Annotated in this window: 11 protein-coding genes; 9 read left to right on the plus strand and 2 right to left on the minus strand. The window is 61.7% G+C overall.

The genetic code is table 11. The features are described from left to right. The first annotated feature begins 5 nt into the window (after positions 1-5). The 7 genes from FH08_RS0112115 to FH08_RS0112145 all read left to right on the plus strand — a co-directional run bounded on the left by FH08_RS0112115 (position 6) and on the right by FH08_RS0112145 (position 7971). A complete protein-coding gene (locus FH08_RS0112115) occupies positions 6-947 on the plus strand; it encodes an ABC transporter permease (RefSeq protein ID WP_031358574.1) in 942 nt (313 codons plus the stop codon). A gap of 7 nt (positions 948-954) precedes the next feature. Next, the gene (locus FH08_RS0112120) at positions 955-1788 is read left to right on the plus strand and encodes an ABC transporter permease (RefSeq protein WP_035566020.1); all 834 of its coding nucleotides are present in this window, start codon (positions 955-957) and stop codon (positions 1786-1788) included. Then, positions 1788-3599 (plus strand): dipeptide ABC transporter ATP-binding protein, encoded by a 1812-nt coding sequence (locus FH08_RS0112125; protein WP_063771197.1) that lies wholly within the window; start codon positions 1788-1790, stop codon positions 3597-3599. Before FH08_RS0112120 ends, FH08_RS0112125 begins: the two co-directional genes overlap by 1 nt. Beyond that, positions 3596-4519 (plus strand): LysR substrate-binding domain-containing protein, encoded by a 924-nt coding sequence (locus FH08_RS0112130; protein ID WP_031358577.1) that lies wholly within the window; start codon positions 3596-3598, stop codon positions 4517-4519. The genes FH08_RS0112125 and FH08_RS0112130 overlap by 4 nt, the downstream gene beginning before the upstream one ends. Before the next feature lie 136 nt (positions 4520-4655). Then, positions 4656-5774 (plus strand): succinylglutamate desuccinylase/aspartoacylase family protein, encoded by a 1119-nt coding sequence (locus tag FH08_RS0112135; RefSeq protein ID WP_031358578.1) that lies wholly within the window; start codon positions 4656-4658, stop codon positions 5772-5774. Positions 5775-5854: 80 nt separating this feature from the next. After that, the gene (locus FH08_RS0112140; protein ID WP_035566023.1) at positions 5855-6922 is read left to right on the plus strand and encodes an ornithine cyclodeaminase; all 1068 of its coding nucleotides are present in this window, start codon (positions 5855-5857) and stop codon (positions 6920-6922) included. A 131-nt stretch (positions 6923-7053) separates the two neighbouring features. Next, positions 7054-7971: a LysR substrate-binding domain-containing protein gene (locus FH08_RS0112145; protein ID WP_031358580.1), complete on the plus strand. Its 918-nt coding sequence runs from the start codon at positions 7054-7056 to the stop codon at positions 7969-7971. Positions 7972-8008: 37 nt separating this feature from the next. Here FH08_RS0112145 and FH08_RS0112150 read toward each other — a convergent pair whose 3' ends face one another. After that, a complete protein-coding gene (locus FH08_RS0112150; protein WP_081889452.1) occupies positions 8009-9550 on the minus strand; it encodes a serine hydrolase domain-containing protein in 1542 nt (513 codons plus the stop codon). Positions 9551-9710: 160 nt separating this feature from the next. After that, a complete protein-coding gene (locus FH08_RS0112155) occupies positions 9711-11126 on the minus strand; it encodes a PLP-dependent aminotransferase family protein (RefSeq protein ID WP_031358582.1) in 1416 nt (471 codons plus the stop codon). A 145-nt stretch (positions 11127-11271) separates the two neighbouring features. Here FH08_RS0112155 and FH08_RS48365 point away from each other — a divergent pair, with 145 nt between their 5' ends. Both FH08_RS48365 and FH08_RS0112165 read left to right on the plus strand, forming a co-directional pair. After that, positions 11272-11580, plus strand: coding sequence for a DUF2917 domain-containing protein (locus tag FH08_RS48365; protein WP_035566026.1), 309 nt, complete (start codon positions 11272-11274; stop codon positions 11578-11580). A gap of 61 nt (positions 11581-11641) precedes the next feature. Then, positions 11642-12880 (plus strand): pyridoxal-phosphate-dependent aminotransferase family protein, encoded by a 1239-nt coding sequence (locus tag FH08_RS0112165; protein ID WP_051888185.1) that lies wholly within the window; start codon positions 11642-11644, stop codon positions 12878-12880. The last annotated feature ends 30 nt before the right edge of the window (positions 12881-12910 follow it).

A 12910-nucleotide genomic window follows, 5' to 3' on the forward strand; every position in this document is an offset into this window, starting at 1 on the left:
AGCCGATGCTCAGCTACATCATCAAGCGTATTTCGATGGCGGTCCCGACAGTCTTCATCGTGACCCTGCTCGTATTCGGCATGATCCGCGCCATTCCCGGCGACCCGGCATCGCTCATGCTCGGCGACCTCAACGACCCGGTGCTGCTGCAGCAAATGCGTCACTCGTTTGGTCTCGATCAGTCCATCCCCGCGCAATTCGCGATCTGGGTATCGCATCTGCTCTCGGGTGACTTCGGCATGTCGATCGTGCGGCATCAGCCAGTGCTGGAACTGATCCGCGAGACCTTTCCCGTGACCGCCGAGATCGTGCTCGCGGCGACTTTCCTCGCGTGCCTGATCGCCATTCCCGCAGGCTTGTTTGCTGCCTGGATGCAAAACCGCCGTGGCGATCTAGCCGTCGTCATGGGCAGCATCATGCTGGTCTCCATACCGAGTTTCTGGGTCGGCATCCTGCTCATCTGGTTGTTCGGCGTGAAGCTGCACCTGCTGCCGACCTTCGGCTACCAGCCGTTTTCGCAAGCAGGCTGGGCATCGTTCAAATACCTGGTTCTGCCGGTCATAGCCGTCACGCTGGGAGAAATCGCCGTCGTGACACGCATGATGCGGGCGAGCAGCATCGAGGTCTTGCGGCTGGAATATATCGCTCACGCCCGCGCCAAAGGTTTGTCGGAACGGCGCGTGCTGCTGCGCCATACGCTGCCCAATGCGTTCGGTCCTACGCTCACCGTGATCGGTCTCGTGCTCGGTCACCTGCTCGCGGGAGGTGCCGTGATCGAGACCGTATTTACGCTGCCGGGCATGGGCCGCCTGCTCGTGGAAAGCATCTATTCGCGCGATTACCCCGTCGTGCAGGGATGCCTTCTTGTAATCGCGCTGCTGTATGTGCTGACCAATCTGGTTGTCGACCTGCTGTACCCGATCTTCGATCCACGCCTCAAGCTCTGACTCGCCCATGCCCTCCTCTCCCAAGCACGCCCGGCGCGCCAACCTCGTGATCGGAGCCGTGCTCGTCGGCCTCCTGCTGCTCATCGCGGTGGTCAATCTTGTCTATACGCCCTACAGTCCCCTCGACGTGAATATTCATGCGCGTTATGCACCGCCATCGCTGCATCACTGGTTCGGCACCGACGAATTCGGCCGGGACATCCTGTCCCGAATCATGTCGGGCGCCGGTGTGAGTACTACCGTCAGCGTCTGCTCCGTACTGTTTGCCTTGCTCGCCGGAACGTCGATAGGCGCCGTCTGCGGTTACGCGGGCGGCTGGTTCGACCGGCTCGCGGCCATGCTGATCGATGCGCTGATGGCGTTCCCCGGCTTGCTGCTCGCACTTGGCATCATGACCGTGGTCGGGCCGTCGAAATGGGGCGTGGTGGTCGCGCTCGGCCTGGCTTATACGCCGTCAGTCAGCCGCATTGCGCGCGGCGCGGCACTGTCGCTGCGCCAGCGTGACTTCGTGGTCGCGTCGCAAACCATGGGCAATAGCGGGGCGTGGACGCTTCTTCGTCACGTCTTGCCGCATTGCGTAGCGCCGCTGCTGGTGTTTTCCACTTCGCTGTTCGGCTCGGCGCTGCTTGCCGAAAGCGCGCTCAGTTTTCTCGGACTCGGCGTGCCCGCACCCGAGCCTACCTGGGGTGGCATGCTTGCCGACGGTCGCACAGCAATCGATCAGGCGATCTGGGTCGTGCTGTTCCCGGGTGCGGCTATCTCGCTTGCGTTGTTCGGCATCAATCTGTTCGGCGATGGGGTGCGCGATCTGCTCGACCCGCGCATGAAGGGGGGAATGTGATGAACGCTCCTGTGCAACATCCCTTGCTGAAGGTCAGCAACCTGACCATAGGCTTCCCCGACAAGACAGGCACGATCAAGCAGGTCACGCACGACGTGAACTTCACGTTGAAGGCAGGTGAGTCGCTTGCAATCGTGGGCGAGTCCGGCAGCGGCAAGACCATGGTCGGCCGCGCATTGCTCGGCTTGTTGCCTGAGCGTGCGCAGATCGTCTCGGGGACTATCGGCTTCGAGGGTCGTGACGTCCTTGGCAATACGCCGGCGCAATGGCTGGCTACGCGCGGCACGGGCATCGGCATGGTGTTCCAGGAGCCGATGGTCTCGCTCAACCCGGCTATCCGCATTGGCGACCAGTTGACGGAGGCGCTCATGCGGCGGCGTTCCGTTGCGCGCGATGCTGCGCGTCTGCAGGCTATAGCAATGCTCGAACGGGTCCGTGTACGCGACCCGCTCGGCTGCATGAAGCGCTATCCGCACGAGTTTTCCGGCGGCATGCGGCAACGCATCCTGCTTGCCGCGGTAATGTTGCTGCGCCCGAAACTGCTAATCGCGGACGAGCCGACAACCGCCCTTGATTGCGTGGTGCAGAAGGAAGTGCTCGACCTGATGATCGAACTCACGCGCGAGGAAGGCACCGCGCTGATCTTCATCAGCCACAATCTTGCGCTAGTAACGGCTTATACGGAACAGGTACTCGTGATGCGGCGCGGCCTGGTCGTGGAAACCGGCGCGGTAGGGACGGTACTGGCACGTCCCTCGCATGAATACACGCTGAACCTGCTCGAAGCACTGCCACGGCGTGCCGAGAACGATGACGCAGTGGGCTCGCCGAGTTCATCAGTCCAGCCGGTCATTGAAGTCAAGGATGTGGCAATCGATTACCGGGTGCCGGGTTTGTGGTTCAGGAAGATTCTCGCGCGGGCCGTGCATCCGACATCGTTCAGCGTGCAGGCGGGTGAGACAGTGGCGATCGTCGGCGAATCGGGCAGCGGGAAAACAAGTATCGCCAAGGCGATACTCGGACTGGCGCCCACCGCGCAAGGGCAGATCCTGCTCAACGGACGGCCTTTTCTCAACGCCGGGCATGACGCCATGCAAGCCGCGCGCCGCTCGGTCCAGATGGTGTTCCAGGACCCCTACTCGTCACTCGACCCACGCATGCGGGTCGACGCGCTCATTGGCGAGGGGTTGAGGCTCGACAAGACCCTGAGCCGCGCGCAACGCGCCCAGCGGGTCGCAGACGCGCTGGATGACGTGGGCCTGAGTGCCTTTGCCGGTCGCCTCGTCCACCAGCTCTCCGGCGGCCAGCGCCAGCGTGTGGCGATTGCACGCGCGTTGGCAAGCAGACCCGCTGTGATCATCGCGGACGAGCCGGTGTCCGCACTCGATGTCACCGTGCAGAAGCAGATCCTCGACATGCTCGTTTCGCTGCAGCAGCGCTACCGGTTTGCGTGCCTGCTGATCTCGCATGATCTCGGCGTGGTCGAGCAGATTGCCGACCGCGTGCTGGTGATGTTCCGAGGCCATATTGTTGAAGAGGGAACGCGCGACGCCGTCTTCGATAACCCGAGCCATCCCTACACGCGCAGACTCCTGCAAGCCGTGCCCGAGCTGCGAGGAAATCGCGATGACGGCTTCAAGGTCATCACGCGCGCCGTGCCTGACGACATCGATCCGTCCCGCAAGTATTTCAACGCCGAGCTGGCCGGGCGCGACATGCCTGTGCTGGTCGACGTGGCCGCGCGTACGCTCACGTCCGCGCCAGCTTTTGTGGATCACCGCATCGCGCTTGAAGCAGTCCATTCGTCATGACACTCATCCAGCTCCGGGCGTTTTGTTCGGTCGTCGAGCAAGGCAGCTTTCGCGCGGCAGCAAGAGCGCTCGACATTGCTCAAAGCACGCTGACCCAGGCGATCCAAAGCCTCGAGGCGGAGCTGGGTGTCGTTCTGCTGAATCGGTCGCATCAAGGCATCAGCCTGACCGCCCTGGGTGAAAAGTTCCTGGTCCGCGCCAATGCGATCATCCGCGACTGTGAGCGTGCCACGCAGGACATGAGGCATTTAAAGGAGGAACCCGAAGGACGCATCGCCCTCGGCGTCACTTCCGAGCCGCTCGCGGAATTCCTGCTGCCGGTACTCAAGCGTTTCATCGAACGGTTTCCGCGCGTGCGGGTGCATGTGTCGAGCGGCTACGCGAAGATGCTGATCGAAAAGATTCGCGATGGCGCTCTCGACTTCGCGCTGTGTCCGCTCGCACCCCACGTAAGCGATGTCGATCTCAACATCGAGCGGATGTACCGGTCGGACGCGGGCGTGATCGCGCGCAAGGGTCACCCGCAAGCGCATGTCACGTCCGTGCGTGAACTGGTGGAGTGCGACTGGGTCAGCATCCGGCCCGCGGGCATCGCCGGTGGCGCGGAGAACCGGCTGATCAGTCTCTTCAAGGCGCAAGCGCTTGAAGCGCCACGCATCGTCTTCACGGCCGAGTCATTGCTGGAGACCCTGCACATTGTGTCCGAAACCGACTGCCTGACCATCGAGCCGGCGGTACTCGCGCAGTTCAAGCTGTTTGCACCATCGCTCGTGACCATCCCGATTCGAGAAGCGTTCGATCCGCGTGACGTCTGCCTCATCAGCCGCCGCGCGTCGCCGTTGACAACGGTCGCGCATGAGCTGGTGAGCATGCTGTTGTCTTACTCGCGCCTTCTGCGGGGCGCGAGCGCCGGATCCTGATCGCGATACAAACCCGACTCCAGGTTCGTGCGGCAGGCGATCTGCCAGGCTGATCCCGATCGGTCAGGCCGCCTTCTGCGCCGCATGAACTCCCCGTAACATGACCTTGCCGCTACTACGAGCCCCTTTTCTCCTCATGAACAGCACCTCTCATGCCTTGCCCCACGCGACCGCCGGCGCCGCGTACCATCTGACGAGTCACGCGTTCGGCACGGGCGACTTTCGCAGGAAGGTGTACATCCAGGCCGGCCTGCATGCCGATGAAACGCCGGGCATGATGGTTGCACTCACGCTGCTCGAACAGTTGCGCGGCCTTGAAGCCGCGGCCAAGCTTCGTAGTGAAATCGTGCTGGTCTGCAACGCCAATCCGCTTGGACTGAGCCAATGGTTGTTCGGCGCACCCGTCGGCCGTTTCGACTTCGCGAGTGGCCGCAACTACAACCGCGACTTCCCCATGCTCGCCGGCAAGATCGCTGCGGTGCTCGAAGGCAAGCTCACGCAAGATGCAAACGAAAATCTCGTCGTCATTCGTCAAGCATGGAAAGCGGCACTGACGGCGCTTCAACCGGCCACGTTGTTCGACGGCTTGCAACGCCAGCTCATGCTGTTGGCGCACGATGCGGACGTGGTGCTGGACCTGCATTGCTCGCGCGAAGCTGCCATGCATATCTACACCGGCCAGGCGATCTGGGCTAAGGCCGAGCCGCTTGCGCGGTATCTTGGTGCGGTGGCCTCGCTGCTCGCGTACGACTCCGGCGCAAGCTCCTTCGACGAAGCGCAGAGCCTCACATGGTGGCAACTGCAGCAGCAATTTGGCGCCTACTATCCGATTCCGACCGGCACGGTGTCTGTCACGGTCGAGCATCGCGGGCAGCGCGATGTGTCGTATGACATGGCGCAGCGGGACGCACAGGCGATCATCGACTACCTCACGCATCAAGGCTTCATAGACGGCATTGCGCCGCCGTTGCCCGAGCTTGCCGGCCCAGCAACCCCGCTTGCCGGCAGTGAACAGTTTCTCGCGCCCGCAAGTGGCATTCTCGTGCATCGCGCGCAGCTTGGCGACGTGATCGAAGTGGGCCAGCCGCTCTTCGACGTCATCGATACAACGAGCGGCGTGACCACCACCGTTCACAGCAAAACCTGCGGCGTGTTCTACATGCGCCGCGACGTGCGATACGTTAAGCACGGCGATCCGCTTGGCCGCGTCACGGGCGCCACGTCTCAACGCACCGGCAAGCTGCTCGGCGCCTGACTCCACTCCAGGTAAAACGCAACGCACACCAACACACCCATGTAGCCCCTCAAGTTCATTTCATCGTTCAGGAACGCACCATGACTCGATATATCGACGTCAACGACATCAGGCAACTGCTTCGCACCATCGGCCCGGAAACCTTCATCCACACCCTCGCGGACTACATCCGCGCCGATTACCTCCGCTGGCCTCAGTTCGACAAGTCACCCCGCACGGCGGCGCATTCACCCGAAGGTGTCATTGAGCTGATGCCTGTTGCGGACCATGCGCTCTACGGTTTCAAGTACGTCAACGGGCATCCCAACAACACCCGCGCCAACCTGCTGACCGTGATGGCATTCGGTGTTCTCGCCGACGTCGCCACCGGCGTCCCCTTGCTCCTCAGCGAGTTCACCATCATGACGGCGCTGCGTACGGCTGCTACCTCCGCGCTCGCCGCAAGCGTCCTTGCACGGCCGGGATCGAAGTCAATGGCGTTGATCGGCAACGGCGCGCAAAGCGAGTTCCAGGCGCTGGCGTTCAAGAATATGCTGGGCATCGAGCATATTCGCGTGTTCGACACGGACCCCGCCGCCACTGACAAACTCATCCGCAACCTCTCCGGCGTCAAGGGGCTGGCGCTCACGCGCGCGGCGTCGATACGCGAGGCCGTGCAAGGCGCCGACATTGTCACCACCGTCACCGCGGATAAAACCAACGCGACCATTCTCACGCCCGACATGATTGAAGCGGGGATGCACATCAACGCCGTGGGCGGTGATTGTCCTGGCAAGACCGAGTTGCATGCCGACGTGCTGAACGGTGCACGCGTGATGGTGGAGTTCGAGCCGCAGACGCGCATGGAAGGCGATATCCAGCAACTTCCCGCCGACTCACCCGTGATCGAGTTCTGGCGCGTGCTGGCGGGTGAAGTGCAAGGACGCGAATCAGACGCACAGGTGACGGTATTCGATTCAGTCGGGTTCGCGCTGGAAGACTTTTCGGCGCTGCGTTACCTGAACGATCTCGTGCGCACCGAGGGGATCGGCACGCGGATTGACCTGATCGCGCAGCCGTCGAACTGCAAGGATCTCTACTCGCTCGTGGCATCGTCCGGCGCCGCTGAAAGCGACGAACGCGTACGAGGCCTCTTTCAGGCTGCCTGAGTCATCGCGGTTGGGCTTCGTTGATACACGTTGGCCTTCTGGAAGGCTATGCTTGCACAAGCCGAACGCATCGCTCCCGCCGGCATGGCATGGGACCGGGCGAGCGTTGCACTTATTCCAGAGGGTTTTTCATGACGTTGATCCAGCTCCGGGTGTTTTGCGCAGTCGTGGAGCAAGGCAGTTTCCGGGGCGCTGCACGAGCGCTCGACATCGGGCAAAGCACACTGACGCAAGCCATCCAGAGCCTTGAGGCCGAACTCGGCGTGACGCTATTGAACCGCTCGCATCAGGGTATCAGCGTGACCAGCCTGGGCGAGACCTTCCTCATTCGCGCGAACGCGATCATTATTGATTGCGAACGCGCGATGCAGGAGATGCAGCAGTCATTGGGAGAACCCGAAGGACAGATTACGCTCGGCGTTACGTCCGAGCCGTTAGCGGAATCCCTGCTGCCGGTACTCAAGCGTTTTATCGCACGCTTTCCGCGCGTGCGCGTGCATGTGTCCAGCGGCTATACGAAGATGCTGATCGAGAAGATCCGCGATGGCCGGCTCGACTTCGCCCTGTGTCCGCTAGCGCCGCAGGTCAGCGACGTCGATCTCGACATAGAACGCCTCTACCGGTCGGTGCCGGGCGTGATCGCGCGCAAGGGACACCCTCAAGCGCATGCCACCTCCGTTCTCGATCTGAAGGATTGCGAGTGGGTCAGCATCCGGCCTGCGGGAATTGTCGGTGGGGCGGAGAACCGCCTGACCAGCCTCTTTCGAGCAGAGGGACTGGGGGAGCCGAAGATTGTCATCACGGCGGAGTCGCTGCTGGAGACGCTGCACATTGTTTGCGAATCCGATTACCTGACCATCGAGCCGCGCGTGCTGGTCGAGTTGAAGCTGTTCTCGAATTCGATCGTCAATATCCCGATCCGTGAAGCGTTCGATCCTCGCGATGTCTGTCTGATCAGCCGGCGGTCTTCGCCGTTGACTACGGTCGCGCAGGAGCTCGCAAGTATGCTCGTGTCCTATTCACGCATGCTGCATGGCGCCGGTTCGTGAAGAGCGCCATGTGTTTGTTCTTCCTCCCGGTCCGTTTCTAAGTCTCAATCGAGCCGGTCAGGTCATCATGCCGCAACGCGCCGCCGTTGATGTTCACTTCACGCTTGAACGTTATCGTCTTGCCCGAGAACTCGCAGATCACCGTGTCGCGGAACGCGGTCTCAGGGAAGATCCAGGTCATTTGCAGGCGCGTGTTATCCAGCCAGCATGCTCGCGCGACGACCGGACTGTTATCGAACTCGTAGCCGTGATGAAGATCGCTGCCGGGCATGTTGGTCCGGCCCTCCAGCCACCGCCCTAATCCGGCGGCAATGACATGTTCGCCTTGCACATCGGTAAGACGAAACACGCAGGTCTCGCCGGTGAATTCGAATTGCAATGCGCTCACACCCTGGCGGTTGGGGTGCATCACGAAGCGCTGCGTCTGTCCGGGTGCACGTGCCCCATCCGTGGCTGCGCCGGCCCGTTGGAAAGGCTCTTTCCATGCTGCCGGGGCGTCAGGACTTTGCCAGTCGGCAAGTCTCGCTTTGAGCCGCGCGTCGGCGGCGGCGCCGTCTTCAATGTCATCACGAATCTGATCACGAATTTGATCACGAAACGCCGCCGGAAAATGCCGGTCGATATGCGACAACAGCTGCGCGCTGCCCTTGATCGCGCCGGTCACGGCGAGCGTTGCGCCGTGCAACGGGAACACCGTTGTCATCTGGACAAACTTGCCGATGGCGCTGTACGTGCCGTCAGGCCGCGTCCACCAGTGATAGCCGTATTTCACAGGCTCGCCGTGCGCGCTCGTTGCGGCGGCGACCCAGCTTTCGGGAAGCAGGCGTTTGCCCTCCCATACGCCGTTTTGCGCATGCAGCACGCCCAGTTTCAACAAATCCGCAGTTCGTGCGATGAGGCCGTTGCCACCCGGATTGATGCCGTCCGGACCGATATCCCAGGATTCGCCAACAATACCCATCGGCTCGAAGATTCGCGGCTTGAGGTATTCATGCAGCGTCACGCCCGCGGCGCGGCTGAGTATGGCCGACAACATGTAGCTGGCAGCGCTCGTGTACATGAAGGCCGTTCCCGGCTCATGCACAATTTTGATCTTGAAGAACTCCGCTATCCAGCTCGTGTTCAGCGATCGCCACTCTGCCCCGGATGTTTCGCCCGCGTGGCCCACGCGCATTGTCAGGAGGTCTTCTATGGTCATCGCCGTCAGCCAGCCCTGATTCGGTTCGACAGCGACCTCGGGGAAAAACGACACCACCTTGTCGTCGAGCTTGAAGAGGCCTTCCTCCAGCGCCAGCCCGATCGCACATGCGGTGAAGCTCTTGACGACCGAGTGCAGGTTGCGCGGCCGGTCGGGCCGATATGGCCAGCGCCAGCCCTCGGCTACCACGCAGCCGTTACGATGAAGCATGAAGGCGTGAAGGTCGAGGCCGGCTGCTTCGACGTCGTTCAGGAATTCGACGATGGCATCGGCATCCACGCCGGCCGTGGACGGATCAGCGCGCGTCAGACCATCGGCTTGCTGGGCCGCGATGAGGTCTGCTGCAGGCGTAGCGCCGCATTCCACGAAAAGGTCCGACATCGTCTCTCCTGCTATTTGAAAAATGGGTCGTGGCTTTGATCGTCGGCCCGGTTCGCACCTGCAAACATATCCGGCAGTGCGACAGCACGCGTCACACGATGCTAGGTGCAATAGCGCCCTCAAGGAAGCCCGTTTCGACGATCACACGCGGAAAATCAGATCACCGCACAGTTGGGTCCGCTTGCCCCATATGCTCGAAGAACCGGATAGCACGCGCATCGTCGGTATGTGCCGTGTTGATCCGCACCCACGCGGACACCTCGCCGTTCGGACGGTAGTAGCTCCCCGGCGCAAGCGTGATGCCAAATTTCAGCGCGTGATCGACCAGGACCATCGAGTCGTCTATACCGGGCACGCGCGCCCAAATGAAATTGCCGCCGGTGGGTTCGTCGAAGACTTCCCAGCCGTTTTCCTCAAGACGCTGAACTGCTGTTGACAGCGTGTCGTGAATGCGTCGCCGCAAGCGCTCGAGATATTTGCGGTACGTGCCGCGCTCAAGCAAGGCCGCCACCACGCATTCGCTAAAGCGCGAGCCGCCCAGGCTGGTGAGCACCTTTACATCGACCAGGTCCTTGATCAGGTCGCGCTTGGCCGCCAGATAACCAATCCGCAGCGACGACGACAGCGTCTTCGACAACCCGCCCACGTAGATCACATGATCGAGCTGATCGAGCGACGCAAGCCGTTGAGTCGGTGTTGCCTGGAAGTCTGCATAGATGTCATCTTCCACGATCATGAAGTCGTGCTGCTGCGCGAGTTGCAGCAGCTTGAACGCGACCTGCGGCGCGACATTCGTCGCGGTCGGGTTATGAAAGACGGTGTTGATGAAGAACAGTTTCGGCTTGATCGTCTTGAGCAAATGCTCGGCAACATCGACATCCGGTCCGCTCGCCAGACGCGGTACGCCGACAATCCTGACGCCCTGCAACTTGAGCAAGCCGAACAGGTTGTAGTACCCGGGGTCTTCCACGAACACGGTGTCTCCCGGCTTCAGCATGAACCGGACGACCAGATCGAGCGCCTGGCTCGCACCGCTGGTAGCAATGATGTTGGAAATGTCCGCCTCGATGCCGACCATCCCGAGGCGCATCTGGATCTGGTGCCTCAGGTTCGCGTCGCCGTGCGGCATGGCGTAGTCGATCACGCAGCTCGGGTCCATCCGCATGACCTGGCGCACGGTCTGGGCAATGCCCTCGATGTCTCGCCACGCTTCAGGCACGAAACCGCTGCTCAGCTTCAGGGACTCGCCGGGATAGTTGAACTGCTGCAGGATCTGATGCGATTCCTCCTCGGCAAGACGAGGATCCGAGCCGCCCGAAGCACTGCTCTCACTCCCCATGTGGTGCGCCACGTAGAAACCGGAACCATGCTTCGGCACGATAAAACCCAGCGACGAGAGCCGGTCATAGGCTTCGATAACCGGAAACCGGCTGATCTTCTGGGTGGCCGCGAGCTCCCGGATGGACGGCAGCTTCACGCCCGCCAGCATCTGCCGCGAGCGGATCAGGCCCGAGATACCGGTCACGAGTTGATCGGTCATGGGGACGCCATTATGGGGATCGATGACGAGGTTCATCGCGTGATCTCATGAAGTGTGCAGGGAAAATCACTGAACAGTGCGGGGCAACTGTTCGCGACTGTACATTCCCAAGATTGGAGTTTAAATAAATAATGCAGTCAAGAGGCCGTCTCTCTGTGAGCGGCCATGATGGGAGAAGGACATGCGAGAAATCCGGACCTTGGAGCAGGAACCCCATGATGCGCCAGCCTGCTGGCTCATCGATCGGCCACATACCCTGACGGTTTGCCGGGGTACGGTGTGGCTGACCATTGAAGGCGAATCTGACGACTGGTGGCTGCGGGAAGGCGAAACGCTTGAGCTTGCGCCGCGTTCGAAGGTCTGGATCAGCGCATCCGGCTCAAGTAGCCGTTTCGTTTTGGCCTCGGCACCGGTATTCTCCCCCACGCGGCGATTCGCTTTCTACTGGCTGCTGATCCGTTTTGGCCAACGCAGGACGCGGGCAATGTGAGCGGGTCGCGGCTTAGCCACCCGCTTGAGCCACCCAATATCGCTTTATTAAACGAGCCCTGATGAACGACCGACATACCTTCTCCGCAGAATCCGGCACGCCGGATACGTTCAGCATCGCGTGTCCGACGGTCCTGCCGCTCTCTTCAATTCTTCCCGAAGAGCCTCTGCTGATGATGGGCGCCGGCCCCGTTCCAATTCCCGACGCCGTGGCCCGAGCCAACGGCGTCGTGATCAACCATCTTGGCTCGACCATGGCCGCGGTTATCGGCCAGGTCAAGACAATGGCCCGGTACGTGTTTCAGACCGAATCGAAATGGGTGATGGGCGTGGCCGGGCCGGGGTCTGCCGCCATGGAAATGGCGATCACGAATCTCGCGTGGAAAGGCTCGCGCGTGCTCTGCATCTGCAACGGGTTCTTCAGCGAACGCATGGCGGAGATGGCGAGGCGAACCGGCGCCCAGGTGGAAACGCTGAATGTGGTCGACGGTACCGCCGCGGACACGCAGCAAGTAGCGCAAGCCATCGACCGGTTTCGTCCGGAGATCGTGACTATCGTGCATGGCGAGACGTCCAACACCGTCTGGAATCGCAGCCTCGAATCGATCGCCTCTGTCGCCCGCGCCGCTGGCGCGCTGGTGATCGTCGACGCGGTCTGCACGCTGAGCACCATGCCGCTGCCGATGGACGCATGGGGTATCGACGCCGTGATTACCGGGGGTCAGAAAGGGCTGTCATCAATTCCCGGTGTCTCGCTGCTCGCGTTCTCTGAAACGGCCTGGCAACGCATCATGACGCGACCTGTGCCCCAGACACATTGGTGCCTCGATGCTTCGCTGGCAACCAACTTCTGGCATAACGCGTCCTACCATTACACGGCGCCGGTGTCGGGCGTGCTCGCGCTCCATGAGGCGCTGCGACTGGTTTGCGCGGAGACGCTCGAGCGCCGGTTCGCACGTCATCAGCGGTGTTCGAACGCGCTGCAATCGGGCATTGAAGCCCTCTCGCTGAAGCTCTATGTTTCGAAGCCGAGCCGGTTGAATTCGGTCGTGGGTATCGCGTTGCCGCAGGGCATGAGCGGTTCGGATGTGTGCGCCCATATCTCGCGCCATCATCACGTCGAGATTGCAGGCTCATTCGGCGCGCCGATCGTACGGATCGGTCAGATGGGCGAGCAATGCCGGGAGCATCATCTCTTCAGGACCATCCATGCGCTCGGGCGGACCATGATCGACCTCGGCGTGCCGGTGGATCTTCCCGCGGGCGTGGCTGCGCTGGAGCGGTCGTTATCGGCGGCTTGATTAGCGCGAGGGCGCATGAGCTTCTCGCGG

It is taken from the genome of Caballeronia sordidicola (genome assembly GCF_000729995.1).
Taxonomy (GTDB): Bacteria; Pseudomonadota; Gammaproteobacteria; order Burkholderiales; family Burkholderiaceae; genus Caballeronia; species Caballeronia sordidicola_A.

Coding starts and splice junctions, on each gene's coding strand:
- FH08_RS0112115 (WP_031358574.1), top strand. CDS start 6: ATGCTCAGCTACATCATCAAGCGTATTTCGATGGCGGTCCCGACAGTC.
- FH08_RS0112120 (WP_035566020.1), top strand. CDS start 955: ATGCCCTCCTCTCCCAAGCACGCCCGGCGCGCCAACCTCGTGATCGGA.
- FH08_RS0112125 (WP_063771197.1), top strand. CDS start 1,788: ATGAACGCTCCTGTGCAACATCCCTTGCTGAAGGTCAGCAACCTGACC.
- FH08_RS0112130 (WP_031358577.1), top strand. CDS start 3,596: ATGACACTCATCCAGCTCCGGGCGTTTTGTTCGGTCGTCGAGCAAGGC.
- FH08_RS0112135 (WP_031358578.1), top strand. CDS start 4,656: ATGAACAGCACCTCTCATGCCTTGCCCCACGCGACCGCCGGCGCCGCG.
- FH08_RS0112140 (WP_035566023.1), top strand. CDS start 5,855: ATGACTCGATATATCGACGTCAACGACATCAGGCAACTGCTTCGCACC.
- FH08_RS0112145 (WP_031358580.1), top strand. CDS start 7,054: ATGACGTTGATCCAGCTCCGGGTGTTTTGCGCAGTCGTGGAGCAAGGC.
- FH08_RS0112150 (WP_081889452.1), bottom strand. CDS start 9,550: ATGTCGGACCTTTTCGTGGAATGCGGCGCTACGCCTGCAGCAGACCTC.
- FH08_RS0112155 (WP_031358582.1), bottom strand. CDS start 11,126: ATGAACCTCGTCATCGATCCCCATAATGGCGTCCCCATGACCGATCAA.
- FH08_RS48365 (WP_035566026.1), top strand. CDS start 11,272: ATGCGAGAAATCCGGACCTTGGAGCAGGAACCCCATGATGCGCCAGCC.
- FH08_RS0112165 (WP_051888185.1), top strand. CDS start 11,642: ATGAACGACCGACATACCTTCTCCGCAGAATCCGGCACGCCGGATACG.